General features: G+C 64.6%; 30 protein-coding genes and 2 pseudogenes. 13 read left to right on the top strand and 19 right to left on the bottom strand.

The window, feature by feature from the left end; translation table 11 throughout:
• Position 1: 1 nt before the first annotated feature.
• The 5 genes from moaA to G6N27_RS16325 all read right to left on the bottom strand — a co-directional run bounded on the left by moaA (position 2) and on the right by G6N27_RS16325 (position 6,250).
• A complete protein-coding gene (gene moaA, locus G6N27_RS16345; RefSeq protein WP_163777656.1) occupies positions 2-1,084 on the bottom strand; it encodes a GTP 3',8-cyclase MoaA in 1,083 nt (360 codons plus the stop codon).
• Positions 1,085-1,306: 222 nt separating this feature from the next.
• Positions 1,307-2,524, bottom strand: a complete 1,218-nt coding sequence (locus G6N27_RS16340; RefSeq protein ID WP_163777653.1) for an MFS transporter — start codon at positions 2,522-2,524, stop codon at positions 1,307-1,309.
• A 173-nt stretch (positions 2,525-2,697) separates the two neighbouring features.
• Positions 2,698-3,666, bottom strand: a complete 969-nt coding sequence (locus G6N27_RS16335; RefSeq protein ID WP_163777650.1) for an alpha/beta fold hydrolase — start codon at positions 3,664-3,666, stop codon at positions 2,698-2,700.
• 31 nt (positions 3,667-3,697) lie between these two features.
• Positions 3,698-4,876 (bottom strand): zinc-dependent alcohol dehydrogenase, encoded by a 1,179-nt coding sequence (locus G6N27_RS16330; protein WP_163777648.1) that lies wholly within the window; start codon positions 4,874-4,876, stop codon positions 3,698-3,700.
• A gap of 234 nt (positions 4,877-5,110) precedes the next feature.
• The gene (locus tag G6N27_RS16325) at positions 5,111-6,250 is read right to left on the bottom strand and encodes a hypothetical protein (RefSeq protein WP_163777646.1); all 1,140 of its coding nucleotides are present in this window, start codon (positions 6,248-6,250) and stop codon (positions 5,111-5,113) included.
• A gap of 400 nt (positions 6,251-6,650) precedes the next feature.
• Between G6N27_RS16325 and G6N27_RS16320 the strand changes: the two genes are divergently transcribed.
• From G6N27_RS16320 to G6N27_RS16310, 3 genes are all read left to right on the top strand, one after another.
• Positions 6,651-6,998, top strand: a complete 348-nt coding sequence (locus tag G6N27_RS16320) for an aminopeptidase (RefSeq protein WP_163777644.1) — start codon at positions 6,651-6,653, stop codon at positions 6,996-6,998.
• A gap of 568 nt (positions 6,999-7,566) precedes the next feature.
• Positions 7,567-8,055, top strand: a complete 489-nt coding sequence (locus G6N27_RS16315) for an Hsp20/alpha crystallin family protein (RefSeq protein ID WP_163781896.1) — start codon at positions 7,567-7,569, stop codon at positions 8,053-8,055.
• Positions 8,056-8,231: 176 nt separating this feature from the next.
• Positions 8,232-8,585, top strand: coding sequence for a hypothetical protein (locus tag G6N27_RS16310; RefSeq protein WP_163777641.1), 354 nt, complete (start codon positions 8,232-8,234; stop codon positions 8,583-8,585).
• A 511-nt stretch (positions 8,586-9,096) separates the two neighbouring features.
• Here the strand turns inward: G6N27_RS16310 and G6N27_RS16305 are convergent.
• Positions 9,097-9,732, bottom strand: coding sequence for a TetR/AcrR family transcriptional regulator (locus G6N27_RS16305; RefSeq protein WP_163777639.1), 636 nt, complete (start codon positions 9,730-9,732; stop codon positions 9,097-9,099).
• A 443-nt stretch (positions 9,733-10,175) separates the two neighbouring features.
• Between G6N27_RS16305 and G6N27_RS16300 the strand changes: the two genes are divergently transcribed.
• Both G6N27_RS16300 and G6N27_RS16295 read left to right on the top strand, forming a co-directional pair.
• Positions 10,176-11,198, top strand: coding sequence for an SDR family NAD(P)-dependent oxidoreductase (locus G6N27_RS16300; RefSeq protein ID WP_163777637.1), 1,023 nt, complete (start codon positions 10,176-10,178; stop codon positions 11,196-11,198).
• Positions 11,195-11,653, top strand: a complete 459-nt coding sequence (locus tag G6N27_RS16295) for a pyridoxamine 5'-phosphate oxidase family protein (RefSeq protein ID WP_163777635.1) — start codon at positions 11,195-11,197, stop codon at positions 11,651-11,653. Before G6N27_RS16300 ends, G6N27_RS16295 begins: the two co-directional genes overlap by 4 nt.
• Before the next feature lie 85 nt (positions 11,654-11,738).
• Here G6N27_RS16295 and G6N27_RS16290 read toward each other — a convergent pair whose 3' ends face one another.
• Positions 11,739-12,332 carry a TetR/AcrR family transcriptional regulator gene (locus G6N27_RS16290; protein WP_163777632.1) on the bottom strand — a complete coding sequence of 198 codons (594 nt, stop codon included), beginning with the start codon at positions 12,330-12,332 and terminating at the stop codon, positions 11,739-11,741.
• Between the two features lie 34 nt (positions 12,333-12,366).
• Between G6N27_RS16290 and G6N27_RS16285 the strand changes: the two are divergent.
• The 3 genes and pseudogenes from G6N27_RS16285 to G6N27_RS16280 form a co-directional block, all read left to right on the top strand.
• A pseudogene (locus G6N27_RS16285) lies at positions 12,367-14,136 on the top strand (phosphotransferase); the annotation flags it as partial.
• Between the two features lie 119 nt (positions 14,137-14,255).
• Complete coding sequence (locus G6N27_RS25775) at positions 14,256-14,438, top strand: hypothetical protein (protein WP_443677582.1); 183 nt, start codon at positions 14,256-14,258, stop codon at positions 14,436-14,438.
• On the top strand, positions 14,435-14,842 hold the full coding sequence (locus tag G6N27_RS16280) for a CoA transferase (RefSeq protein WP_232064611.1): 408 nt from the start codon (positions 14,435-14,437) through the stop codon (positions 14,840-14,842). Before G6N27_RS25775 ends, G6N27_RS16280 begins: the two co-directional genes overlap by 4 nt.
• Before the next feature lie 58 nt (positions 14,843-14,900).
• Here the strand turns inward: G6N27_RS16280 and G6N27_RS16275 are convergent, their stop codons facing one another.
• From G6N27_RS16275 to G6N27_RS16265, 4 genes are all read right to left on the bottom strand, one after another.
• On the bottom strand, positions 14,901-15,473 hold the full coding sequence (locus G6N27_RS16275; RefSeq protein ID WP_264072727.1) for an aldo/keto reductase: 573 nt from the start codon (positions 15,471-15,473) through the stop codon (positions 14,901-14,903).
• Complete coding sequence (locus G6N27_RS25545) at positions 15,418-15,753, bottom strand: aldo/keto reductase (protein WP_264072743.1); 336 nt, start codon at positions 15,751-15,753, stop codon at positions 15,418-15,420. The genes G6N27_RS16275 and G6N27_RS25545 overlap by 56 nt, the downstream gene beginning before the upstream one ends.
• Positions 15,754-15,877: 124 nt before the next feature.
• Positions 15,878-16,138 (bottom strand): hypothetical protein, encoded by a 261-nt coding sequence (locus tag G6N27_RS16270; RefSeq protein WP_163777628.1) that lies wholly within the window; start codon positions 16,136-16,138, stop codon positions 15,878-15,880.
• A gap of 22 nt (positions 16,139-16,160) precedes the next feature.
• Entirely contained in the window at positions 16,161-17,060 is a 900-nt protein-coding gene (locus G6N27_RS16265) for an oxygenase MpaB family protein (protein WP_163777625.1), read from the bottom strand.
• A gap of 375 nt (positions 17,061-17,435) precedes the next feature.
• On the opposite strand from G6N27_RS16265, the gene G6N27_RS16260 reads away from it, so the two are divergent.
• From G6N27_RS16260 to G6N27_RS16250, 3 genes are all read left to right on the top strand, one after another.
• Positions 17,436-18,650: a TetR/AcrR family transcriptional regulator gene (locus tag G6N27_RS16260; RefSeq protein WP_179963401.1), complete on the top strand. Its 1,215-nt coding sequence runs from the start codon at positions 17,436-17,438 to the stop codon at positions 18,648-18,650.
• Between the two features lie 292 nt (positions 18,651-18,942).
• Positions 18,943-19,167, top strand: coding sequence for a hypothetical protein (locus G6N27_RS16255; protein ID WP_163777619.1), 225 nt, complete (start codon positions 18,943-18,945; stop codon positions 19,165-19,167).
• The gene (locus tag G6N27_RS16250; protein WP_163777616.1) at positions 19,164-19,634 is read left to right on the top strand and encodes a hypothetical protein; all 471 of its coding nucleotides are present in this window, start codon (positions 19,164-19,166) and stop codon (positions 19,632-19,634) included. The genes G6N27_RS16255 and G6N27_RS16250 overlap by 4 nt, the downstream gene beginning before the upstream one ends.
• A 237-nt stretch (positions 19,635-19,871) precedes the next feature.
• Here the strand turns inward: G6N27_RS16250 and G6N27_RS16245 are convergent, their stop codons facing one another.
• The 4 genes from G6N27_RS16245 to G6N27_RS16235 form a co-directional block, all read right to left on the bottom strand.
• Positions 19,872-20,126 carry a hypothetical protein gene (locus G6N27_RS16245; RefSeq protein WP_163777613.1) on the bottom strand — a complete coding sequence of 85 codons (255 nt, stop codon included), beginning with the start codon at positions 20,124-20,126 and terminating at the stop codon, positions 19,872-19,874.
• Between the two features lie 40 nt (positions 20,127-20,166).
• On the bottom strand, positions 20,167-20,979 hold the full coding sequence (locus G6N27_RS16240) for an oxidoreductase (protein ID WP_163777610.1): 813 nt from the start codon (positions 20,977-20,979) through the stop codon (positions 20,167-20,169).
• Between the two features lie 58 nt (positions 20,980-21,037).
• A complete protein-coding gene (locus tag G6N27_RS25540) occupies positions 21,038-21,166 on the bottom strand; it encodes a hypothetical protein (protein ID WP_264072730.1) in 129 nt (42 codons plus the stop codon).
• A 321-nt stretch (positions 21,167-21,487) separates the two neighbouring features.
• Complete coding sequence (locus G6N27_RS16235; RefSeq protein ID WP_163777607.1) at positions 21,488-22,495, bottom strand: amidohydrolase family protein; 1,008 nt, start codon at positions 22,493-22,495, stop codon at positions 21,488-21,490.
• Between the two features lie 97 nt (positions 22,496-22,592).
• Here G6N27_RS16235 and G6N27_RS16230 point away from each other — a divergent pair, with 97 nt between their 5' ends.
• Complete coding sequence (locus G6N27_RS16230) at positions 22,593-23,270, top strand: class I SAM-dependent methyltransferase (protein WP_232064606.1); 678 nt, start codon at positions 22,593-22,595, stop codon at positions 23,268-23,270.
• A 93-nt stretch (positions 23,271-23,363) separates the two neighbouring features.
• Positions 23,364-23,951, top strand: coding sequence for a TetR/AcrR family transcriptional regulator (locus tag G6N27_RS16225; RefSeq protein WP_163777602.1), 588 nt, complete (start codon positions 23,364-23,366; stop codon positions 23,949-23,951).
• A 5-nt stretch (positions 23,952-23,956) separates the two neighbouring features.
• Here the strand turns inward: G6N27_RS16225 and G6N27_RS16220 are convergent.
• The 4 genes and pseudogenes from G6N27_RS16220 to G6N27_RS16205 all read right to left on the bottom strand — a co-directional run.
• A pseudogene (locus tag G6N27_RS16220) lies at positions 23,957-24,217 on the bottom strand (ATP-binding cassette domain-containing protein); the annotation flags it as partial.
• 322 nt (positions 24,218-24,539) lie between these two features.
• The gene (locus G6N27_RS16215; RefSeq protein WP_163777598.1) at positions 24,540-25,325 is read right to left on the bottom strand and encodes an SDR family NAD(P)-dependent oxidoreductase; all 786 of its coding nucleotides are present in this window, start codon (positions 25,323-25,325) and stop codon (positions 24,540-24,542) included.
• 298 nt (positions 25,326-25,623) lie between these two features.
• Positions 25,624-26,178 (bottom strand): carboxymuconolactone decarboxylase family protein, encoded by a 555-nt coding sequence (locus G6N27_RS16210; protein ID WP_163777595.1) that lies wholly within the window; start codon positions 26,176-26,178, stop codon positions 25,624-25,626.
• Positions 26,175-26,489 carry a DUF4286 family protein gene (locus tag G6N27_RS16205; protein ID WP_163777592.1) on the bottom strand — a complete coding sequence of 105 codons (315 nt, stop codon included), beginning with the start codon at positions 26,487-26,489 and terminating at the stop codon, positions 26,175-26,177. The genes G6N27_RS16210 and G6N27_RS16205 overlap by 4 nt, the downstream gene beginning before the upstream one ends.
• Between the last annotated feature and the right edge of the window lie 6 nt (positions 26,490-26,495).

Raw genomic sequence — 26,495 nt, 5'->3', positions numbered from 1 at the left:
GTCAACCGCCGATCGCGCTCATCGGGCGACGCGGCTGGACGAAGTCCGGGTCGTTGATGCCGTGGCCCGCCGGCTTCCCCCACATCGCTGTCCGCCAGGCGGCCTCGACTGCGGCGTCGTTCGCGTCGCCGCGCAACAGTCCCCGAAGATCGGTCTCCTCGTTGGCGAACAAACAGCTGCGCAGCTGCCCATCGGCGGTCAGCCGGACACGATTACAGGTCGAGCAGAACGGGTGCGACACCGACGCGATGAGACCCACCATCCCCGTCGAGCCCGTCGCGGTGTCGGTGATGCGCCACAGCTCAGCCGGTGACGCGCCGCGCGCCACGGGATCAGGCTCCAGCGCGAAGCCGTGACGGCGCAACTGGGCCAGCACGTCGCCTGCCGTCACCGCGTCCGCACGCCGCCATTGGTGACCGGCATCCAGCGGCATCTGCTCGATGATGCGCAGCTGGAAGTCGTGGCGCAGGCAGTAGCGCATTAGCGGAACCACGTCGTCCAGGCCGGTACGCGGGTCCAGCACGGCATTCACCTTCACCGGCCGCAGACCCGCCCTGTCGGCGGCCTCCAAGCCGGACAGCACGTCGGCCAGCCGGTGGCGGCGGCTGATCGCCGCGAAACTCGTTTCGTCGACGCTGTCCAGCGACACGTTCACCCGATTCAACCCGGCCCGCGCCAGGGACGCCGCACGTTCGGCCAACAGAACGCCGTTGGTGGTCAGCGTGATTTCGGGTCGCGGCTGCAGCGTCGCAGTAAATGCCACCACGTCCTCTAAGTGCTTGGCCAGCAACGGTTCTCCGCCGGTGAAGCGCACCTTGGTGATGCCCAGCCGCGTCACGGCGATGCCGAGCAGCCTAACGATCTCGTCGGTCCGGAGCAGCTGCTCGGCCCCCAACCACGGCAGGCCGACGGCGGGCATGCAATACGTGCAGCGCAGATTGCAGCGGTCGGTCAGCGACACCCGCAGGTCGGTCGCGATCCGCCCGTAGCTGTCCACCAGAGGGCCGGTGGCGGGGGCATGCGACGATGGCGCACCGTCGATCCGATGCGGCACCGACGGCACCCCCAGCGTCGTGATCGTCATCGCAACTGCCAATCCCCTCACGCGGTCTCGTCCGGCCCATTATCCACGGAGTGCCCCTCGGTGGCTCGTCGTCGCCTCGTGCCTCGTGACGGGTGGCCCTCGTGTCGCCGCATACCGAAGATGACATCGCGCTACACCGTTAATCTGTTCGCGTCGTCCTGCGGGCTCGACAGCTACTTGCGGCGAAATCGGCCGCGACGGAATGCAACTCGTAGCGACCAACTAATCGTTGTGCAGAAACAGCGCCGCGAGTGCCCCCGCGACAGCGGTGCACGCCAGGATCATGGCGGCAACCGCTGTCCAGCCGCGGGCGTCGAACGCCACCCCTCCCAGCCATCCAATAGCGCTCGAACCGCCGTAGTAGAACAGGTTGTACAGCGACGAAGCTTGCGCCTTGCCGACCGGCGTTTGGCCGGTCCAGCCGGACGCGGTCGAGTGTGCGCCAAAGAAACCGGCCGTCGCGACCAGCAGTCCGCCAAGAACGGTGATCACGTTGTCGCTGAGAGTCATTGCGACACCGATCATCATGGCCACCACTGCGGCCAAGAGAACATGCTTGCGGCCGAGCCGGGCGGCCTCGGCGCCCGCCCGTGATGATGCCCAGGTGCCGGCCAGATAGGCCACGAATATCAGGTTCACCACCGAGGGCGCGAGGTTGAAGGGTGCGCCCAGCAGGTGGAAGCCCAAGAAGTTGTACAGCGCGACGAATCCGCCCATCAGGAGGAATCCCTGTGCGAACAGCACCAACTGGCGCGGTGTGCGCATGTTGAGTACAAGCCGATGGCCAAGGCTGCCTTCGGGATTGGCGTCGAGGCGCGATGCCGGAACAAATCCGCGCGGATCGGGTGCAAGCTTGACGAAGCCCATCGCCGCCATCCCGCAGATCACCGCGACCGTGAAGACACCGACACGCCAGCCGGCGACCTCGGCAACGGGTCCGGAAACCAGACGTCCAAGCAGTCCGCCGATTGTCGTTCCACCGACGAAGATGCCGGCCGCCCGGGCGGCGTGCACCGGATCGACCTCTTCGGTCAGGTACGCCACCGCGATGGCCGGCACACCGCCGACCATCAGACCCTCGACGAATCGGCCCGCGAGAAGTAGCGAGAACGCCGGGCTGAACGGCACCAACATCCCCACCAGCGTGGCGACACTGACCGAGATGGTGATCGCCTTCACTCGGCCAATGCGGTCGGCCAACGCCGACCAGGGGATGACGCCGATCGCCAGGCCCACTGTCGACGCGGAGACGACCAAGGCGGCTTTCGCCGCTCCGACGCCGAGACCCGTCGAGATCAACGGCAACACGGCCTGGGGCGAGTACAGCTGCGCGAATGTTGCGACGCCGGCGCAGAATAGCGCGGCGAGCAACCGCCCGTAGGCCGCGGATCCGCGGGTATGCCCGGTCCAGTCGTCCCCTTCCGATTGCTCGCCGGTCACAGACTGAACCGTAGGAAAGTGCGGAGTGCCGTGTCCACTGCGTGAGCCACAGATCACGCGTTCAAGTTGTCAGGCCGACCTCCTACACCGCCCGTGTCACTCACCACCACGTGAAGGAACCCCGATCGACGGATTCGATGCCGACGAAATTTCGTCCAGTTGCTCGACCGGTGCTACGTCGTGCTGGGTTGCTCTGTGGATCTCGTTCCCGCTGCGTGTTGTCCGATGAACTCGACCCCGGCCTGAATAGCGGGGCGGTGGCGCAGGATTCGGTAATGAGCTAATCGGCCGAGACCTCGCGTGGTCACTAATCGTGCGCCTTGCCATAACGTGGCCAGTCGCTCACTGGCAGCGTAAGGGCTGTCCGGGTCGTCGGGGTCATGGATGAGAAGCAATGGCGGGTAGTTGGCTCGTCGACCGATCCGCGTCATGTTCGTCTCTTCTAGCGGCATGTCGATCCGTTTTTCCAGACGACGGTGCAGACCCGCGAGGATCCGGCGGCCGAAGTTGTGGCGCGCGGCGAACAGGTCGAGGTAGAGCGGAAAATCACCCATGGGCGCTAAGAAGACCAGGCGCCCTACGGGTGCGCCCTGCGCCGCCGCCAACGCAGTCGCGTTCGCACCGAGCGAGTGCGCCACCACCGCGTAGGCGCGTCCATGGGTCTCGATCATGGCCGCGATCGCGTCGGCGCACTCAGTGGCCGTGGTACGCCCGGGCGCGAGCGCGCCCGGATCGGATTCGTTATGGCTGGGCAGGTCGAACGCAACGACCCGATACCCCGCCTCCACCAGCGGTTTGACGAACACCGCCAAGTGCGCGCGCTGGCCGCCCCAACCGTGTACCAGATATATCGGCGGCCCCTCGCCCCATTCCTCACCGGCGACTCGGTGCCCATCCCAATACGCTTCAATCGGCCTGCCCGGCGACACACCCGGCGGCATGCGCAGACTCGACTCGAGAACCGGTGGGGTGCACCACAACTCGACCGCCCACCGCGATCCAAGAAAGGGTGCCGACCGCTCGAGCAGCCAAAAAAGTCGGCGCACTCGGTCAGCGACCGGGGGCAGGACTCCGGAGCCGACGACATCGAGCGGGGGAACCTCGCCCGCCTGTGCTTGCCCCGACACCGGTCCTTCCGTCATGAACCGCGATCGTAGTGTGGGCCGGCCCGGATCAGGGCGTGAGGATGACCTTGACGGCACCGTCCTGCTTTTTCTGGAAAATGTCATAGCCGTGCGGTGCCTGGTCCAGCGGCAGGGTGTGGGTGGCAAAGGTGTCGACGCCGAGCGGGTCGTCGTCAGTGAGCAGCGGCATGATGTCGTCGACCCATTTCTTGACGTTGGCCTGCCCCATCCGCAGCCGAATCTGTTTGTCGAACAAGGTGAGCATCGGCAGGGGGTCGGCCATACCTCCATAAACACCGATCAGGGAAATGGTGCCGCCGCGGCGCACGATGTCGATCGCTGCGTAGAACGCGTCGAGGCGGTCCAGCCCGGCTTTTTGCATCATAGGCTGGGCGACGGCGTCGGGTAGCAGGCCGGTGACTTGCTGCGCGAGTTTGGCCACCGGCGATCCGTGCGCTTCCATCCCTACCGCGTCGATGACGGCGTCGGTGCCGCGCCCATCGGTCATCGCGCGGATGGTGTCGCCGAGGTCGCTGCCGTTATCGAGGTTGAGAACCTCAACGCCGCGGCCTGCCGCGCGGGCGAGGCGCTCGGGCACCCGGTCGACGGCGATCACACGGTAGCCCAAATGGGTGGCGATCCGGGCGGCCATGTCGCCGATCGGACCCAGGCCGAGCACGGTGACCGAGCCGCCCTCGGGAAGGCCGGCGTAGGCCACTGACTGCCAGGCGGTGGGCAGTACGTCGGACAGGTAGACGAACCGCGAGTCCGGGGGGCCGTCGGGAACCTTGATGTGGGTGAAGTGCGCCTGGGGCACCCGTAGTAGTTCGGCCTGTCCGCCGGGCACCTCGCCGTAAAGCTGGGAATAGCCGAACAGCGCTGCACCCATGCCCTGGTCGCGGACCTGCGTGGTCTCACACTGGGTGAACAGCTGCTGATTGCACATAAAGCAACTGCCACAAGAGATTTGGAACGGGATCACGACGCGGTCGCCGACCGCAAGGTTGGTCACGGCATCGCCCACTTCGCGGACAATGCCCATCGGTTCGTGGCCGAGGATGTCGCCGGCGGTCATGAATGCGCCGAGCGTTTCGTAGAGATGCAGGTCGGATCCGCAGATGTTGGTCGAGGTCACCTCGATGATCGCATCGGTCGGTTCTTCGATTTTCGGATCGGGCACGGTCTCGACGCGGACGTCGCGTTTACCGTGCCAGGTGACGGCCTTCATTTGGGTCTCCTTCAGTGGCGTTTCCGCCTGTGCCGGTCAGTCTGCTCCGCGTCAGAACTCACCCGGGGGCTGGTGGGCGCGCTTCGTGCACCGACGTGGTCATCGGAGATGTACCCGTGGAGTAGGGCGAGAAACACGTCGACTGATCAAAATTCGTCGCGGCCGCTGCATAATTCGCTGGGAATACGTCCGGGCCAGCGTGTCGGGCGGGCCTGCCGGTGCGGCGTCAGAGACTCACGTCGCCGCGCGACTGGGCGTAGCCGCGGTTTCGTCCTTCTCGGTTTGGGCGTCGGATCGTCGAACGTAGGCGGCGTCGCGCACGGCATCCTCGGTTTCCAGCGCTGCGCCCAGTGCGCCGCCGATCATTGCTAATGAGCAGGTAAACCACGCGAGGTCGACATAGTCCCGCAGTGAGGGCGGGTGGCTGACCGCGTTGGTGAAGACCTGCGGCACGACAAACCAAAACGCCGCGAGCAGCGCCAGCAGATACAGCACCGCATACAGCGCAGCGACTCCGATGGCGACCGTGCACACGGTCGCGATGTTGAACAGCAGCACCTGTTTTCGCACGGCAGCCGCGGCGTCGTGCTCCCACAGATCCGCCCCGACGATCAGCGTCGCCGCGGTCGCGCCGATCGACAGCAGCGCAGTTCCGGCGAGCCGCCACCATCCATATGCGTCGGACAGTCGCCATACATCGGAGGTGACCAGGCCGATCACACCGACGGCTACCGCCCCGGTCAGGGCGCGCGAGAGCCGCAGGGACAGTTTCCAGGGCTGGTTGGCCGCCACCATTCCGCTGAGCAGCACCAGGTTGCCGGTCAGCACGCGTGCGGTGAAAGCGAACGCTCCGCTGGCGGTGTCGGTCCCCAACTCGCGGACCCGTTGGATCGATAGCCGCCGCGGAGTCCCGCGCACGCCGTGCGAATCTGCGCTGTGGCCGTGCGATCCGATGAGTCGTTCCAGCAGTCGCACGATCGGTTCGCGGATTCGTTGCCGGGCGCCGACGACACCGAAAGCCGGGACCGACACGATCGCGACGTTTTGCACCGGGTTGGCGTGGGCGACGACGGGGCGTCGGTGAACGTGCAGCGGGAGGTCGGTCAGACACACCACCACATCCCAGCCGCGATCCAGCAGTAATCGCCGGGCCGCGTTGACGATTGCGGCATCTGTGGCCGGCGGTTTCACCAGGCGCGTTTCGACGACCTCGACGCGCCAAGTGGCACCGGGCAGCCGCCGGTCGAGTTCGTCGCTCAGTCCGGAGTCGGCCAGTTCGCGAGCCAGCAGGAATGCGGTGCCCGGTGCCCCTACGAGGCCCAGGACGATATGCGGGTCGGTGTCGGCACGCGGAGCCTCTGTCGTCGTCGTCATGGTGTCATCGTCACATCTGCGGCGCGAAGGAGTGGCTTCTCATCCGCCGGTGTTAGCGGCGTTACACACGGCCGGCCGGCGGTCACCGTGTCGCGTCGGGAGGGCAAACCGCATCGCGTCGGAGGCTTTAATGCACTGTGCTGCAACGTTTTTGATGCTCGGCTGGCCGTGCGAGACCCTGCAGGGTCGGCGGCACCGTGCGGAGGCGGCGCAGGCATATCGTCATCGATATCGGTGCGGTCAACGACTGGCCGCGGCATTCGCGCGCCGCCGTGCTGACATTCGCGCGCCGGGTATAGCGCCGCATCGATGACATCGGCACCTGACGTTTGGCGACGACGCCGATGGGTTATTAATCGCGGGTCCACGCTTGAGCAAGCACAACAGAAGGAGTGATGTGATGAGTACACGGCGGCTGGTTCTTCTGGGCGGCGTCATTCTCTTGGCCGCCGGCGTGATCGGGTTGTTTGTCCCGGTGTCGATCTCCGGCGGTGTCGGGTGCGGCAGCGCGGTGCACTCCGACCTGTCGGCGGCGCGCGAGCAGGACAACCGCAATGTCGGCAACTCGCCGGTCGTGCAGCAGATCCCCATTGCTAACCAACTCGCCCCCAAGAGCGAATTCGTCGCATCGTGCAACTCAGCTTTGGGCACCCGCCGGCTATGGACGATTCCGCTGGCTCTGGTCGGCCTGGCCGGCACCGGGTGGGCGGTTGCGCAGCGGCGGGAGAAAGTCGCCGGTGGCATCTGAGCCGCACGCGCTTAGGGGCCTCGCGTCAGGGTGATGCGAGGCCCCGTCGGTCGGCGCCGCCGCCGCGGAGCTAACCGCCTGCGAAATTCGGACCGCCGATATACCCCTGGGCCTCGTGGACGTCGAGGCTGATGTCGCACGGTGAAATTTGGTATCATCAAATGCGTTGCCGCACAACATACTCTAGCCTACTGCCGCGTTCCACGAGACTACTTCCTACGAACGTCGCTGCCACACAGTGCATTCCAAGCAGACCTGCGCAACGACGAGCCAGGTGCCGATGAACGGATAGTCACACGCGTACGCATCCCGGCGGTCGCCACGAGGATGGCCCTGACGCTCCCGATCGGATGGGCCTCGCCCGGTGCGACGGCCGGCTCCATCGGCGGTCGGCGGGGGCGGACGGGCCGGGTAGCGCGCTGCCGTTGAGCATGTTCAAAATTTCTTCGTTTCCTACTTGCACTCGCTGCGACCGAGTGCTAAATAAAAATCTGTGCCAATTGGCACAGATAACCCAGTTGGCGACGCATAGATGGCACGAGGGAAAGGACAGACGGAGGTGGCCACCATGCTGATGCGTACCGACCCATTCCGCGAGTTGGACCGCTTCACCCAGCAGGTGCTGGGGACCGCCGCACGGCCAGCGGTCATGCCGATGGATGCCTGGCGCGAGGGCGACCAATTCCATGTCGAATTCGACCTTCCGGGAGTGAATCCGGACTCGCTGGATCTCGACATCGAGAACAACGTGGTGACTGTGCGCGCCGAACGCGCACCGGTGGACCCGTCCCGAGAAATGCTGGCCGCTGAACGGCCCCGCGGGGTGTTTTCCCGTCAGCTGGTGCTGGGCAGCAACCTCGACACCGGCCGGATCACTGCGGACTACTGCGACGGGGTGTTGCGGCTGGTGATCCCGGTGGCCGAGAAGGCCAAGCCCCGCAAGATCACCGTGAACCGCTCCGACGCAGGGCAGGTCATCGACGACACCAGGGTGATCACTGAGAACGGCGACCCGGTCCGCGACTTCACTGCCGCTAAGGAGCCGGTCAGCGTCTGAGCGGCCACGACGCCCGACGGTCCGCGCCGGTACCCCGGGTGACCGGGCTGCTTGTCTCTCCGCAGCCCGGTCACCCCGACCCGCGATCGGCCGAACCCCCGTCGACGGTGGATGCGATCCCGCGGCTGTGCCTCACACATGGATGGTCGGTGTGCTGACAGTGAAAGGAGGTAGCTATGACGCAGTGCAACACGATGGCGGCGCCGGCACCGCCTGGCACCATCGAGCCAGATGCTCTGGCCACGACCCTGGGCATGGATGACCCGTTAGTGGTGCTGGCGCTGATCGCCGAAGTCGACGCCATCTTCTGCGCCGCTGAGGCTTCCCTCTGTCAGCCGCCGGCACCACCAGCGGCCGGATGTGCCCGTTGTGGGCCCCGGCGTGCTGGTCGGGCTTTGCATCGCGCAGCACGACGACAGCACCGACAACCGGCGCGGCGGGTCGACCCGATGCAGCGCAGCCCTCCGCGCAACGGGAAACCCGTGGAACTCGACCACCGCAATGACCAGCAACACATGGAAGCGAGGTGATGGCATCACCACCGTGACGGCCGGGCCGGCCCGCCAACCGGGTCACACCATGGGCGCTCCTACGCGCAGGGCGCGCCGATGCCCAACCTAGGCAACACTTCCCATGGCGGGCGGCCCGCCACCCAACCAGCGATGGATGTGCGCTCGCGTTTAGCGGCGGCGCTCTTCGCTTGGGGATCGGCATGCCCGGCCGGATATTCGGCGCGCGATCTAACTCGACGAGATAAACGGCAAGTTGCCAGCCGAAGCAAGCCGCCACGTTAAACACTCATTTCCTCGACTTCTCAGGACGCGCCCGACACGGACGTTGGGTCTTCGGCGGCCGAATCGCCCAGCCAGGTAGGCGTTGCGCTGGACTACGACGGCGGACGGCACCGCGATTTCGTCGAGATAGCACTATTTCTCCTCGCGGGTTTTACGAAAGTCACAGCCATGCAACCATTTTCGCTTGTTCGATGCATTGGACGCGATCACTCATGCTGTCAAGGAACGCGACGGGCAGTGTTGCGTCTTACTGACGGGCCGTCGCGCGTCGGGGCCTGAGATCCTCGATGCGGTCGAGGACCTCATCGAGTGCCGTTTCCAAAGGAGCGGGGTCGCGGCGAACCTGCGCGAGCATGATGCCGCCTTCGACCGCGGCCAACAACGCGGTCGCCAGGCGGTCGGGGTTGGCCTTGCGGCGCAGATCGCCCCGGCCCCACATGGCCTGTAGACCCTTGCGGATCGCCGCTTCCCACTGGTCGAATCCACCAGCGAGGTCAGCCCGACACTCTGGGAAGCGTTCGGCCAGTTCCCCGACCAGCGACCCGACCGGGCATCCGCCTTCGCAGTTCTGCTGGCGATATGTGTCAACGATGAAGTCTCGCCAGGCTCGCAACCCCTCCATGCTGTCCAACCCCCCGAGCGTTGCCAGGAGCGCGTGGATGCGGTGGGCGATGACGGCCCTGATCAGGGCTTCCTTGTCCCCGAAGTAGTAATACACCTGCGAAGGACCAACGCCCGCGGCCTTCTGGACGTCGCCAAGACTCGTGCCCGCGACACCGCGGTCGTACATCAGTTGCGCTGCGGTCGCCACGATCCGATCCCGCGTGGCGCGTCCCTTGGGGGTGAGCCGTTGCGGCTCGGTGACCGATTCGTTCGCTGCCATCACTTGGCCAGGTCTGGCGAGATCCGCCGCTGCGGGCCCGCTGACCTGATCCCCCTTTCCGATTCATCTGATCCTGTCCGCCGTTCCGCGCGGACCTGCTCGCGGCAACCCGGAAGTCAGAACAGCTTCACGGCGATATCTTTTTGCAGTATACACTACATAAAGCAGTTGCGCTTGCCTGCCGTTGCTACGGCGTCGCTTCGCCGTTAGGCGCGTCTCGTTCTTGCTGATAAGCATCGAAATAGACTCCACCGCAGCGTCATAAAGATGAGGAGCGGCCATCTATGCCAGACGACCCGACATTTGACATCGGCGAACTTAAGCGTGATTATGTAGCATATGCTACAAATTTAATGCGCTGATGAAGCTCCCGGTACAGAAGTGACGAAGCCGAGTGACCAGCTCGTGCCGGCGCGAAGTCTCTATCGAAAGGAAATCACAGCATGGCTGCGAGGTCGTTCAAGGCGGTTCTGATCACCGGTGCCAACGTGGGGCTCGGCAAGGAGGTGGCGCGGCAACTCGCTCTTGCCGGCGATTTCGACAGGATCTACCTGGGGTGTCGCAACACCGACAGCGGGCGGTCCGCGGCCGCCGAGCTGGAACGCCTCACGGGCAGGTCCATCTTCACGGTCATTCGAATGGACCTGACCGATTTGGACTCAGTGAGGTCAGCGCTGAGCGCGTTGGATGGCGCACTGCATTCGGTGGTCATGAACGCCGGCGGCACCGGCGGCCCAACACCGCAGGCGCTCACCGCGGATGGCGTCACGCATCTCTTCGGTTCCAACGTACTGGGCCACGTTGTCCTGCTGGAGAATCTCATCGACGCCGGGGCACTAACCAACACCGCGGTACTGGTGGGTAGCGAAGCCGCGCGCGGTGTTCGCATGATGCGGATGCCGCGGCCGACGTTCGCGGACCACTCGGTGGAGGAGTTCGTTAGCGTCATCGACGGTTCGTTCTTCGAGCAGCGGAAATACAACACGTTTCTCGCTTACGGACAGGTGAAATACCTTGGTGCGTTGTGGATGTCGGCACTGGCGCGAAAGCATCCCGGCCTGCGGCTGCTCACTGTGAGCCCGGGCAACACCGCGGGGACGGACGCATTGCGCGACATGGGCCTGCTCACTCGGACCTTGATGAATCATCTTCTGTTGCCCTACGTCCTTCCCGCACTGGGGGTCGGACACCAGCTGGAGAAGGGCGCCCAGCGACTGGTCGATGGGGTCACCGACGAACAGTTGCGCAGCGGCGTGTTCTACGCCAGCCGACCGGGCGCCGTCACCGGGCCCCTCGTGGATCAGTCGGAGATCGTCGCCGACTTCCGTGACCCCGCAATACAACAACATGCCGACCAAGCCATTCATCGCTTCGCGAAGAACCCACGCTCACACCAAGAACCGCCTCCTCGCGCTATCGGTGCGGATGGCGCGTCGTCTGGTCGCACTGAAAGAGGGTTGTCATGACCAGCGCCGATACCGTCACCCTGCAAGAAGCAGCATCGCTGTCCAGCCACGAGCGCGGCCTGGTGGTGGTGTCGACGTTGCGCGCCAACGGCACGATCCAGTCGTCGCTGGTCAACGCCGGCGTCCTGGCCTATCCCGCTACCGGGGAGACCATCTTGGCCTTGGTCGCGTCAGCTCCTGTCAAGCTGGCGAACCTGCGGGCTCGACCCCAGATCACGGCCACCTTCCGCAACGGTTGGCAATGGGCGGCGGTCGAAGGGCGCGCCGAGCTCGCCGGACCCGACAACCCCCAACCCTGGCTGGACGCCGAAGGGCTGCGGCTTTTGCTACGCGCGATTTTCACCGCAGCCGGCGGTGAACACGACGACTGGGCCGAGTACGACCGGGCGATGGCCGAACAGCGCCGGGCGGCGGTGTCGTGGACGTGCGTGCTACGACGGTCGGACGATAGGTGACTAGCTGCACCCGATCGCGACCGCGACTGCCGAAATGCCATCGCCACCTCGTGTCGATGCCTACCGCAGACTATCGGCGTCCGGCCTACCGGCGGACATTTCTGCTGAGCGCGACGATCGCCTGGGTCAGCGTTGAGCGGTCTGCGTTGAGCGTCCCGTTGATCCAGCTCGTGACGGCGTCGGTGACACCGGAGACGATAATTCGTGTCATCAGTTGATGTTTCAGGCTTGCAACTGCTCCGGTGTCGTCGTCGCGGGCGATCAGGTCGGTGAATGCGACGATGGCCTCGTCCCGGCGTTCCTGCAGGGTGGGTATCGCGGGGGCCTCGGCGTAGAGCCGGGCGCGTCGTGGGTCGTCGCACAGTGTCGTAACGAACACTGCGGTGACGGTTTCTGCTCGGGCGTCGGGATCGACGCTATCGATGGCGTCGCGGATCTTGCCGATCAACTCGAAGAACATCTCGTCCAGCACGGCCAGAAGTATCGCCTCGCGGCTGGCGAAGCTTTCGTAGAAGTAGCGCTTGGTCAGCTTCGCCCGGGCTGAGACGGATTCTGCCGTCACAGCCGGGGTGCCTCCGGCCCCGATGAGATCGAGACAGGCCTCGATCAGCACGCGACGTCGTTGCTGTCGCCGGGCGTCGGCAGAGACGCCCCGGTAGCTGCGCTTGACGTCGCTCACCACCACATCTTGACACGGTCGTGGGTCACATACTATGTTGACACGGGTACGTATCAGATTACGTCGGAAGATGAGACGAACCACGATGGTTGCCAGGACGCACGACGCCACCTTGTTGATCAGGGATCCAAGCCAGATCAGCGATGGGTGGCTCGGTGAGGTCCTTGCCGTCGACGATCCGACCATCCTGTCGGTCGAACGCATCGGCACCGGGCAGATGAGCCAGAGTCACCGCGTACGTTTCCGCGCGTCCGCCGGCTCGGGATCGGTGATTGTCAAACTTGCCAGCGACAATGCGAGCAGCCGCTCCACCGGTGTGGGCATGGGCGCCTACTACCGCGAGGTTACGTTTTACCGCAACGTTCCCGACGGGTTCGACGGCCCGCTGGCGCGCTGTCATCTCGCGGTGTTCGACGAGTCGGCGGGCTGGTTCACCCTGGTGTTGGAGGACATCGCCGACGCGACGGTGGGCGACCAGATCCGCGGATGTTTTAACCAGCAAGCGCAGCTGGCCATCGGCGCGCTTGCCCAGCTACATGCGCCGGCCTTCAACGACGCCGCCGAGGGTTTGCGTGACTACCTCAACCAACCCAACCCGCTGAACCAGGCAGCGTTGTCGGTGTTGCACGCCGACGTCTGCCGCGCCTTCGTCTCCGTTCTCGACGGCTGGGCCGCCGACCGTCGCACCCCACTGGGACTGATCCACGGCGACTACCGACTAGACAACCTGCTGTTCACCGCTGATTCCTGCACGGTCGTCGACTGGCAGACGGTGTCGTGGGGGCCGGTGATGCACGACCTGGCCTACTTTGTGGGCAGCTCTCTGATCGTGGCGGACCGACGCGCCCACGAGCACGACCTAGTGCGGTTCTACTACGACGAGCTCGTCCGCCGCGGTGTCACCAACTTCAGCTGGGATCAGTGTTGGGCTGAGTATCGACGGCAGAGTTTCGCGTGTCTGGTGATCACCATCGCGGCCGGTGTCGTGGTCGAGCGCACCGACCGTGGGGACGACATGTTCGCCACGGTGCTGGCCCGGGTGTGTCAGCAGATCCTGGATCTCGACGCGCTGAGCCTATTACCTGCAGCCAGCTCGCCGCCGGCCGCGCTGCGCCCAGAACCGGCCGACGAGGGCCGCCACACACCGGGTTCAGAGGCGTTGTGGAACGAAAGCTGGTACTTCGACGCCGTCGACGCCACTGAAACGCTCGGCGTCTACGTGCGACTCGGGCTGCAGCCCAACCTGGGAGCCTGCTTCTTCGCGGCATCCATCGTCCGGCCGGGCCAACCCACCCTGATGGTGGTCGACGAGCGGGCTCCACTACCCGCCGATGGCGGCTCCGTCGAGATCGTTCACACGGAATCCCTTCGAGCAGTACAGCATTGCGTCGAGCCGATGACGCGATTCCACGTCACACTCGACGCCACCGCGCAGGCATTCGCCGACCACGCGGCGCCGCTGCGCGACGAGACCGGTGAACCGGTCCCGGTGTCGATCGACCTCACCTGGGAAACCGACGGCGTCCCGTACCAGTGGCGCGTCTCGACCCGCTACGAAATCCCTTGCCGGGTCACCGGTGCCATCCGTATCGGTGATCAGCAATTCGCGTTCGCGGGCCCCGGGCAGCGCGACCATTCCTGGGGATCACGGGACTGGTGGGCCAACGACTGGATGTGGAGCGCCTTCCACCTTGACGACGGCACCCACACCCACGCCGTCACCGTTCCCGGCATGCCCGGTGGCCGGGCCGTCGGCTACACCCAGCGCGGCGACACACTTACCGAAGTCCAGACCGGAGCATCCACCGAGACAGCCGGCACTGACGGGTTAATCAGTGCCGCACAGGTTCTCACCCAACCCGAACATCTCGTCCTCGACGTGCAGAGGCGCCCGACGGGCGCATCACGCACTTCCATCGCGCCATGGCCCGCGTCCGCGCCGAGGATGGACGTAGCGGTATCGGTTGGATCGAATGGAACCGCAACCAAGCTCGCGCCTGTAGACCCTCCCCGATCAATAGCGGGATGACTGCGATCGACTGTGCAACAACACAATTTACCCACCACGCAGGCTTTGCACTTGGTTATTCAGCGAACTCCGCTTGACGCTTGCCCATACCATCGGCCGACCCGACATGGCCACCGGCAGCCGCGACGCCACCGGTCTGCAGCGCGAGATCCACAGCGCCGAAGTCTTCGCCGCACTTAGTGAATGGCTATCGGGAATCGCCACCAAAGAGGTCGTCGCCCTTTTCGGTGGACGGGTCCCGATTGGGCCGGTCAACACCGTCGCCGACATCTACGCCAATCCCCACGTGGCAGCCCGGGAGATGCTCGTGCAAGTCGAACAGCCCGGCAGCAACCGGCCCATCGCCCTCGCCGGCCAACCCATCAAATTCACCGACACCCCAGCCGGCGTCGACCGACGCGCACCCCTGCTCGGCGAACACAGCCTCGACGAATTCCTCAGCCGATGGAGCGGGCCGCACCTGGAGGCTCCCCAAAGCTAATTGCGTTAAACCTGCACCGCCGCAGATGAATTCGTGTGGGGTGGTCGCGCGCTGGGTGTCATTGCCTCTGGGGAAGCTTTGCGATGTCCTCGTCGGTGCGATCGCCGTGGATTTGGATGCTGGCCAGTTCTGCCTCGATTCGGCTGAACTGCTCGTCGGTGAGCTCGACCTCGGCGGCCCCGAGATTTTCTTGGATTCTGTCGAGTTGACGTGATCCGAGGATGGGGACGATGAAGTCGTTTTTGTGCAGCATCCACGCCAGGGAGATCTGGGCGGGGGTGGCCCCGTTCTCCTGGGCGAAGCCGGTGATGAGATCCAGCAGGGGCTGGTTGGCTGCGATGTTGCGGGGATCGAAGCGGGTGATCACCCGTCGCACGTCGTCGCCGACGTATTCGGTGTCGGCTTCGACTTTTCCGGAGAGAAAGCCACTGGCCAGCGGGCTGAACGGAACAAACCCGATGCCTAGTTCCTCGCAGGCGGGAATGACGTCTTTCTCGAATCTCCTTTCCATGATGGAATATTCGCTTTGCACCGCGGTCAGCGGCGTGACGGCATGCGCGCGGCGTACCTCATCCTCAGTAGCTTGCGATTGACCCCAACCCCAGGATCTTGCCCTCGCCGATAAGCTCACCCATGCACGCCGCCACGTCTTCGACGGGGATGTCCTTGTTGACCCGGTGCTGGTAGTAGAGCTCGACGTGATCGGTGCCCAGCCTGGAAAGCGACGCTTCGAGGTGTTCGCGGATCTGGCGCGACAGGTCGTTGCGGGTCATGTCGTCACCGGTTTTGGTGATGAACAGCTTGGTGGCGATGACGACCTCGTCCTGCATCGGTGCCAGGGCTTGTCCCACAAGTTGTTCGTTGGCGCCGTGGCCGTAGCGCTCGGCGGTGTCGAAGAACGTGCAGCCGATGTCGTGGGCCTGCCGGATCAGCGTGACCGCCGCGCGTTGTCCGGGCCGGGGCCATAGCCGTGACTGAACCCCATACAGCCCAGGCCTACCGCCGAAACCTCAAGGTGGGCAAGTTTTCTCATTCTCATGTAAACGTGCAATTGGTGGGCAGCAGCAAAATGACTGGCCAGAGCAAGGATGCCCCCAGCCATAACGCGGGGTCGCCGAGGTGTCCGGGAACCGCAGTGCCCCAACTATTTTGCAACGCTTGAATTGTATCGGGATGGGTGGTGGCCCAAGCCATGCCGATCACCACGTGCGGGATAAGCAGCCATAACGCGATCTCGATGAGTGCGGCCACGCTGAGCGGTCTGGCCAGCATCCGCCGCAACCTGTCCATGGACACACGGAACTCCTGTCGACCTCAGTCAGATCAGCGCCGCGCCGCGCGCCACCCGCCGGCGCACGTCACCCAACAGCACCCAGCTACCGCCCTGGCGCAGGAACGGCGGCAGGAAACGATTCACGAACGACACCAGCAGGAAGAGCAGCTCGAAGCGGCGTTGCTGGCGCGGACTCCACGACAAACCGAGCGCGTCACGAAAAACCGGCGCCAAAAATCCCGTGGTCAGAAACCGCAGCAACCGCCGAAACGGCAACCGCAGCAACGGATTGATCATTTTCAGGTCGATCAAATCCTGAAGATAGCCACGCACCGTGTCATCCATGCTCACGCTCAGACAGGCCTGATTCCAGTAGTCATCGAACTCCGCGCGGGTCGGCGGCCACTGGTCTTCGCGGACCTGCAAGGTGGTGCCCAGCGTCCAGGCCGACCGGTAGAACACCTCCGACTGCTCGGCCGTCATCGGTCCGCGCAACATCCGATACGAGTCCTCGAGACCCACGAACAAACACGCCGCCACCCACATCTGCAGGTTGCGGTCAAAAGCGTTGTAGGACAACGGACTCGATGGTGTCGACTTCACCTGACGGTGCGCGGTGTCGACCGCCTCCCGGTAGGCGCGGCGGTCATCCTCATCACCGAACACCGCGACAGCCAGGTACTGAAATGTGGTTCGGGCGCGCTTCCACGGATGTTTGAGCAGGTTGCCGGAGTCGACCTTCGACTCGACTACACCGTGCCCGACGCCGGGTTGCGACAGCTGCATGATCACGTTGGCCGCGCCGGCGGCAAACGACCAGAAGTCCATCGCGTCGGCCACGCTAACGGGCCGTTCATTCCAGCGTGCCGCCCCGTACCGGACGCTGATCCGGGTCCCGGTGGTGGGCAGCGCGTCAGCGTCGATCCGCTTATGGGATGTCGTCATCGCGTTCCCTCGAGGCCGTCCGGTTCTCGCCGGTGAAAACGGCGGCTGCGGTCGAGTGGAGCGTCTCACACTAAGCGCCGCCACGCAATTATGTAAACGGTTATTCTTCGTCGGGAGGCCACACGCGGGGAGCGGTCGGAGGGGATGGCGGGCACAGTGATCTGCATCGTGATGCGAATACGTGGCCGCCCTACGTCCGTCATCGATTCAAGATCGGGGGCTGAAGTGATCAATAATTCGCCACATACCTGCAAGCAGACACTCCGCGCGCCGAGCCGAGGCCAAGACGCGCCACCGTTGCCGTCACTGTGAGCCGGGTCGGCGGTTAGCGTGAGCGCTATGACAGGTGGCGAGCCGGCGCGGGTGCCGGCAGCCATCCGGCGCCGGCCCAAAGATCGCAAAGCGCAGATCGCGCGCGCCTCAGCCGATGCCTTCAGCGCGCAGGGCTATCACGCGGTCAGTATGGAAGACATCGCCTCGCGGGTCGGCATCTCCTCCTCGGCCCTCTACCGGCACTCACCCAGCAAGTACGACTTGTTCCGCGAGGCGATGTTGTCGTTGAGCGGACAGCTCGTTGCGGCCACCGCCTTCGCGGAGGACTTCACCGCCGGGGAGTCCGCGTCGGTGCTGTCGGAGCTGATCACCTCGCTGGTAGCCATCACGATGGACAACCGCACCGCAGGCGGACTGTATCGCTGGGAACGCCGATACCTGCGACCAGGCGACAAAGACGCCCTCAAGCGCGATCTCGACCTGGTCAACCGCCGACTGCAGCGACCGCTGGCCGCTCAACGCCCCAAGCTCAGCACCGCTCAACTGTCGACATTGTCGGCCGCCACGCTTTCGGTCATCGGCAGCATCACCGACCACTCGACCCCGTTGGCCTCCGGCGAGGTCCGTAACTTCATGTCCCAGATGGCCGCCGACATCCTGGCCGCCGACCTGCCCGCCAACCGCGCCAACCGCGGCCCGTATTACTCCCGCCCAGTTCTGACCGCGGCTGGCGGCACCTACGAGTTCGTCCTGCAAGAGTCGATGCGTCTGTTCTACGAGCGGGGATTCCGCGACACCGGCATGGAAGACATCGCCGCCGCCGTCGACATGCAGCCATCAGGGCTCTACCGCTACTTCCCGGGCAAAGCCGACATGCTGGTTGCCTCCTACCGCCGCGCCGCCGACCGCACCTCCGGAGACGTCGCCACCATCGTCGCCCGCCACCCCGAACCCGAAGATGCGCTGGCCGCCTTGATCACCGCGTATGTCACCCGGTCCTTCAATTACCCCGAAATTGCCTACGTCTACTACACCGAGCGCTATCACGTTCCTGACCACGAGCTCGTCATGCTTGACGCGATACAGCAGTCCACCGCCGACGCCTGGGTCCGCCTGGTCACCGCCACGCGCCCCGAAATGACCGCTGCCCGAGCCCGATACGCCGTTTACGCCGCCTACGCCGTCATCGTCGACCTCGGGCGCGTCGTCCGCCGCGCTGACAGCGCCGGCGTCCGCGCCACCGCGCGGCGACTCACCGAAGTCGCTCTCCTCGGCCGCCCCGCCCGCACCGGAACCACCGCGCGCCGCGGCCGATAACAACCAACACCGCGGCCCTCATCCGCGTTGCCCACACCGCCAGCGATCCCAATCGATACGCGCCACCACCGATCAACTGCAGACGATCGACAGCGCAATCGACAGCGCCCGACCAAATCTGCGAACACTCGTGACAACGGTCCGAATAGTGATTAACTTAAGTCGGCTTGACTCACGACGATGTGGCCGCTAGAACACTTAATGAGATCCGGTGGCGCCAGCTGCGTCTAGAACCGTCGTGCACAACACCTGGTGCTGGTCACGGCGGATCGGACGACGACGGGAGTGTGGGTTGCTCGCCAAACTTCGACAAATACTCAGCTACGAACTCACTGTGGCGGAATGGATCGGACTTGGACTGGTCTTGGGGACCCCGTACCTGATCATCGGGCTGATCTGGTCATCGACCCACACCGACCATTTGCACTCCATGCGCGGCGCCGACCTGATCGTGTCCTTCCTGGGTTCGATCGTCTCCTGGCCCGTTTTGCTGTTCTCCAACGTCTGCATGACATGACCTCGCGCGAACCCCTCATCGGCCGGACCGCCGGCGTGATCGGCCTCTGCGCCACCATCATCGCCGTCGCCCTGCTGGTGATGAGCTTCCCGGTATCGCTGAACACCTACGACCGCTGGGGCTTTACCATCGTGTGCGGCAACGCATTCAAGCTCGATACCAGCCAAGCAGCACTCGCCGAACACCCCGGCCCCGCGATCGGGGAAACCCACACCTACGTCGAGCAGTGCCGCCACGCAGTTGCGCTGCGACGCCTGTGGACCATTCCCCCGGTGGCCGTGGCCGGGACAATCCTGTGCACCTACGCCTGCGCCGCCGTGCTCAACAACGACCGGCGACTGCAACGCCGCAGGTCGCCCGCATCCGCGCTGACCACCTCGCCGGATGCGGCAACCTGCCACTCCGATACCGAGCGCCGCCCACAACCCTCAATGACGGCGCGCGGCGACGACACCCTGCTCGACTAAGACACGAGGGCTGCACCGACGAGTTCTTCGTCGAAGTAGGGGGCGTAACCCTCGGCGGACTTGACGAAGAAGGTGACGCCGGCATCGGCGGCGCCGCGGAACACGGCGATCATCGCGTCGCGTCACCGGGGTTGGGTCCGTAACACTGCCCTCGACAAGAGGATCGGAGCGGTTGTGCCATGCGTCGATCCGGGGAAACGGGGGTTCGTGAGTGCACGATCGTCGTGAGTTCGGTGATCACACGGGCACGATGGGGACGTAGTCGAACGCCATGTAGCCGTGCGCAACGAACGGCAGTCGCGCCAGATGTGCCTTGACGTCGTCCAGATCGGTGCCGTGCACGATCCCGACGAGGCCTTGCCCGTCGGTGCGGACGTAAGCGGCGGAGACGACGCCTTCGGCGCGTAATTCGTTGAGCGCCTGCTTCTCTTCGGCTTGATAGGCCTCGGCTTCGGCGGTAAGTCCGGGTGCGGCGGTGACGAAGAAGTCCATGAGAATGCTCCAGGATGGTCGGTGTTGGGGTTGGTTGCTGTCAGCTGATCTTGTTGAGCTTGCGCATCTGCTGGTCGAACGCCCCGGCGGGCAGGATGCGCTTCATGGTCGCGGCCAGGCGGGCCTGCGAGCCTGCGGTGTAGCGCAGTTTGGGCTTCTTGTCGGTAGCTGCGGCGACGATGACCTTGGCGACGACAGCGTTATCCTCGCCGTTCTCGACGGCATCGGTGATGAGGTTCTCGGCGACCTTGCGGCGGGCGTCGTAGGTGTGCAGTGGTGCCGCGATCTGCAGACTGTTGACATCGAATCCGGTTTTAGTCCAGGCCGGTTCGACGGTCACGACGCGAATGCCGTATTCGCGGACCTCATGATCCAGCGACCACGAGTACCCCTCGTTGGCGTGCTTGGAGGCCGAGTAAATCGCCATGAACGGCATCGGAATGAAGCCGACGACCGACGACAGGTTTACGATTCGGCCGCCGCCTTGGGCGCGCATATGCGGCAGGACCGCCTTGATCATGCGGATGGTGCCGAACACGTTGATCTCGAAGGCGGCGTGATCCTGGGCCAGCGAGGTCTCCTCGGCGGCTCCGGCGGATCCGACGCCGGCGTTGTTCACCAGGACGTCGATGCGTCCGAAACGCGTGAGCATCTGCTCCACCGCGGCTGCCACCGAATCGTCCTTCGACACGTCGAGTGGGACGAACGTCACCTTGCCGTAGGGCGCCGAGCCTTCGACGTGGCGGCTGGTGCCGACCACCTCGTATCCCGCGTCGACGAGTTCCAGGGCAGCCGCCTTGCCGATACCGGAGGCGGCGCCTGTCACAAGTGCTACTGGTCGATGTGATGCCATGATCATTTCCTTTGTGTGAGTGTGCTTTTCGATGTCGTGGTGCCGTGTTGGAGGGTGGTCAGCTCTGCTGGCTGGCCACACCGAGGTAGTGCCCGAGATTGCGTTCGAGTTCCTCAGCACCGATCAGCCGCGCGCGGTATTCCGCCGGGCCTGACAGCAGGTTCAGGCGCGGTCTTTTTGGAGTCAATGTTTAAGATGGAACCGGTTGCGCACCTGCTGGTTTCGCTCATCCGTCGAAGGGCCGATGCCGCAAGGTTGTGTTCCGACACGGCGATCTTGCATCCGTGCCGGGACTGCCAGGACCCGCCTGCGGCTGACGTTCTCGCTGGCGCGTTTCGTCAAGAACGAGAGTCTTCAACGGGAACCCTTCGAATGCCGCACGCGCAGCGTCGATCGACTAATCCATAACGGCCGGATATAGATCCTGACCGACCGCTCGAGTTTGGTTCGCGCGATGAAGGCCCTGCCGCGAGCGTCCGAATGTGTGCGGTCGGGAAGGCGTGGACGTTTACCCGCCGCGGTCCTGGCGAAAAGGAGCGCGGGCAAGGTCGTCATGACTGGCCAACGGGTGATCGGTGACCGGTGTCGGGAAGAGTCGTGCAGCGTTGCCGCGTTCGATGGCATGGCGCTCGCCGGGGGTCAGGTCGAGCGACTCGAACCCGGCGACGTTCTGTTGTACCGCGATGTCTGGCGCGAAGGGCCAGTCGCAGGCGAACAGCACGTGCTCCAGGCTGGATACTGCGCGCAGCGCGCCGATGGCGTTGGGGTGCGCGGAGATCGCCAAGTCGTAGTAGAAGTTCGCGATGTGGGCGATGGTGTCGTCCATGGACGTGGGTGACGGGTTGGAGCCGTAGAAGGCGCTCATCGACTGCACCCGGGTCGCCACCATCGGTAGTGCCCCGCCGGCGTGGGCAAGGATGAAGCTGACGTCGGGGCAACGCCGAATCGTCCCGGAGTACATCAGATCTATCGCGGCGCGGGTGGTGTCGAACGGCCACTCTGCCACGGGGGCCATTCTGACCTGTCCGTAGGCGGGGTCGGTCGGGTGGACGAAGACGACGGCCTTGCGCCGGTTCAGCTCGTCGAAGATGGGAGCGAAACTCTCGTGTCCCAAGTAGGTTCCACCGACGTTCGACATCATGCAGACGCCTTCCATCTCGAGTTCGTCCAGGCAGTAGTCGATTTCTGCGAGGGTCGCCGCAACGTCCAACATGGGCAGTGTCGCGAAGTTGCCGAAGCGGCCGGGATTGTCGCGGGCGACCTCGGCGGCGGCGTCGTTGAGCGTTCTGGCCATGGCGACGCTGTCCGCAGGTTCGAGAAAGTTGACGCTAGGGGTCGAGACCGACATGACGCCCACTGCGACGCGGTATCTGTGCATGTAGTCCAGCGCGGCCTCGACGCTCCACCGGTCCGTGGTGATGTGGCCGCCGGACTGTCTGACGCGTTCGGTGTAGAACGCCGGAGAAAAGTGGAACTGGACATCGATGCGCCCGAGGCGTTCTGTCGGTGCGGTCACGCGGGCTCTCCCCTGTCTCGGATGCGGTCTTGCGTTGCGATATACGCTATCGTATCGTATCGTATATCCGAGACAACGCACCGTCAGAGAGGCGATCGTGACAGAACCTCAGCAGGTCACCGATTGGGACGCGATCTATCAACAGAAGTTTGATGGTCTCGAGGGGCCACCGGGATGGAACATCGGTGAGCCGCAACCCGAGCTGGCCGAACTCATGCGCCAAGGCAAGTTCCGCAGCGACGTGCTCGACGCCGGCTGCGGCTTTGCCGAGGCATCGCTGCATCTAGCCCAGCAGGGCTACACGGTGGTAGGTGTGGATCTCACCCCGACCGCGGTCGCTGCAGCCACCCAAGCCGCGGCCGAACGTGGCCTGACCACCGCCACCTACGTCCAGGCCGATATCACGACGCTCACCGGCTACGACGGACGCTTCTCGACGGTCATGGACAGCACGTTGTTCCACTCCCTGCCCGTGGAACTGCGCGACGCCTACCTGAAGGCAATACACCGGGCAGCGGCGCCGGGCGCGTCGCTGTTCATTCTGGTGTTCGCCCACGGCACATTTCCGGTGTCCCTGGAGCAAGGACCCAAGGCCGTCACCGAAGAGGAGCTACGCCAGGCCGTGCAGAGGTACTGGGTCATCGACGAGATCCGACCGGCCTTCATCCACGCCCACGTGCCCCGGGGACTGCCCATGCCTGACCATGTCGCCCTTGACGACACAGGTCGCGCCAAAATACCGGCCTGGCTGCTGACCGGCCACAAAGCGGCATGACCAAGCCGTCGCCCCGGCACTCGACACCTTTCACCGAAGAAACCCGTCGCCGCCCGGACCGTGACTACCCACACGATGCGAGACCCTAGGAACATGCAGACAACCCAGACCCGAACCGGCCGGCCACGCGACGCCGCACGCCACGACGCGATCCTGCGGGCCACCCAGGATCTGCTCGCCGACGTCGGCTACGACCGCCTGAGCATCGAATCGGTCGCCGCCCACTGCGGCGTCGGCAAAACCACCATCTACCGGCGCTGGCCCGACAAAGCCGCCCTGGTCGCCGACGCCGTCGCCGTCGCGTCGACCCACCTCGGTCCGAAAATCCCCGACACCGGAGTCCTCCGCGACGACATGATCCTGTTTGGCGCCGGCTGGCACTCACCTGACAGCCGCCGCGACGGGATCGTCGCCGGTCTCCTGACCGCCATGCGTCATCACCCCGAACTTCAGACCGCCGTCGATGACGCCCTCGCCCGACCCGGCCAGCAGGCTTTTCGACTCATGGTGCAACGCGCCGTCGAACGCGGGGACATCCCCGACCCACCCGACACCGACCTCATTGCAGAAGTGCTGCCCGCCATGGTCTTCCATCAGATCACCGCACTCAACGCCCCCGTCGACCGGGACTTCATCATCGCCGTCATCGACCACCTCGTCCTCCCCGCACTGCGCGGCTAAAGAAACGGGAACGTGGAGTTGTCGAACAGGTTCATTGACCCGAACAGGGCGCCGTCCTGGAACATGGCGCCGAACAGGGAGCGGATGTCGTAGAGCTCTTTGGCCGAGCACTCGGTGATGCCGGTGCCGTCGACCATGATCGAGCCGCGCTCGGGGCGCAGCAGGCCGATCAGCGACGTCAAGAAAACGGACTTACCGGTACCTGAGGGGCCCAGCGGCCCGCTGACCTCTCCCTCGGGAATGTCCATCGTGACGTCTTCCCAGATTCGCTAGGCACTGAAGGACTTCGTCAGCCCATCAACCTGAATACCGATACCCATGGGAAATCCTCCCGTCTTGCAGTCGATGCGGTTGGACCCTGGCCGGGTGCATTGGTCGGCGGCCGCAGCAAGACTTGGCCGGGCCGCTTGTCTTCGCTGCTGTTTCGCCACCGCTACTGCGGCGGTGGCTGGTAGCCCACCGCTGAATTGCGCCCCTGCCAATCTGTTCGGGCACAACAGCTTGACCGCGATGGAGACTAGTTCGCCGCGAACATAAGACGGCAGCCAACGCCGATAACGATCAGACACGTCGACCGTATCGTGATACTCAGGCAGTCGCGGACGTGCCTCCATCGACGGTGAGAACTGCACCGGTTGTGCCTGGGGAGGCGGCGAGATAAAGGGCGGCTTCGGCCACGTCCTCGGGAGTGCCCTCATGGGGAAGGGGGCGGTCGTTGCGCATTCTGGTACGCGTTTTGTCCACGAATTTGTCGACGGCCTCCTCGCTGAGACCTAAGCCTTGTACTGAAGATGCCAGGATAGGCGTTGGAATCCCCCCGGGTGCAATGCAATTGACGCTGATTCCTTTGGGTCCCAGCTCAGTTGCCACGCTCTTGCTGAAGTGGATGACCGCGGCTTTGGAGGCGCGGTAGGTCATGACGCCGCCGCCGGCCTGCAACCCTCCGATAGAGGCAATGTTGATGATGGCGCCGCCGCCATGGGTGCTCATGTAGCGCGCAGATTCCCGGGTACCCAACATGACCCCGAAGAGGTTGACTGCCATGACTTTTGAAAAGTCTGCGAGATCGTCCTCGAGAAAGCTCCTGTGCATTCTGGTGGAGATCCCGGCATTGTTGACCATCACATCCAGGCCACCAAGGCGTTCAGTTGTCTCCAGGATCAGAGTGCTCACATTGTCGGCGTTGGCTACGTCGGCGTGGCTATAGTGCGCCCGCGGCCCGCAGGAGTGCGCCAGGTCCTGTCCGAGTTTGTCGTTGACGTCCGCGATGACTACCTCGGCGCCGGCTTTGATGAAGCCTTCGACAATTCCGCGGCCGAGACCCGAGGCTCCGCCGGTCACGATCGCCACCTGGCCGGCCAGTGACGGGCTCATTGGTGCCTCCGTTCCGGATATTGACCAAAACTGCGTGAAAGTCATGGGCCGATCAAGCCGCACAGCACCACATCTCAGTGGCAAGTATCAGGTACTTGACATTAGGTCGGTCGGAGGCGGGGGTCAATACGCGGCCGCTTACCGGACTCATCAGGGAGTTCGGTCGCCCGCTGCCACCACTGCGCATCGTACGAACGCCCGTCACTGTGCAGCGCTCGCACGTCGGCAAGTGAGGCATGTTTGTCGAGAAACGCTCGCGTCGTGGTGATGAACAGCTGGGCGTCGGAGGACGACCCAGTCACCGTCGCCCCTGCGCGGGTTCCTCGTTCTGTATGCCGAAGGTGTTGACCGCCAACGCAAGCAGCAAGTAACCCCCAATGATGAAGGTCAGATCCATGCATTGCTGATGGGTGAGGTTGTCGCAGAGCTGGTCCCAGGTGTGCTGATTGATAGTGGCGTCGGTAGTGAGATCGTCGACAGCCTGGATGACCAGTTGGTCGGTGCTGTCGGCACAGTGGCCAGATCGGATGCCGTCGATGTCGGCGGTCGTCAGCCCGGCACGCGCTGCCAGCGGCACGTGATGCGTCCACAGATAGTCGCAGTTACTCCGGTAGACAACGCGCAGCACCGCCACTTCGCGTGTCCGCGGGGACAGCGTCGATGCGGTAAGCAGGTACGCGTTGAACGGAAGGTAGGCCGCGGTCAGCGCGGGGTGGCGCAGCATGGTCGACAGGACGTTGCCGGCGCCGCGGACGTTGGCCCGTTCGGCCGGGATCAGCGAGGACAGCGCTGCGCGAGACTCGTCGTCCCACTCAACGTCTGGCAGCGGAGTCAGGCGAAGCGGGTGGATCACGCGGTGGTTTCACCCACGAATGTCAGATAGCGCTGGACGGGAGGCGGTTGCAACTGGACAACGTCGGGTCGGGACATCTGACCGGCTTGCAGCGCGGCTTTGAGGTTCGCTCGGGCGGTCTCGACATCGGTGTCGATCTCGTAGAGCGTGATGAAGGATTCACCGTCGTCGGCGTGCCAGCGTCGCGCCGAAACGAACCCATCGACGCTGAGCATCTCGGGGATGTGCGTGCTCTCGTGCCACGCGTGATAGTCGTCGACCTGCTCGGGTGAGGCGGGTTTGCTTTCGACGAACAGCAGTGCTTTGGCCATGGCTTC

The organism is Mycobacterium cookii, from assembly GCF_010727945.1.
In the GTDB taxonomy this organism is placed as follows: domain Bacteria; phylum Actinomycetota; class Actinomycetes; order Mycobacteriales; family Mycobacteriaceae; genus Mycobacterium; species Mycobacterium cookii.
Note: the sequence above shows the minus strand (reverse complement) of the source record. Positions and strands in the feature narration are given on the sequence as shown.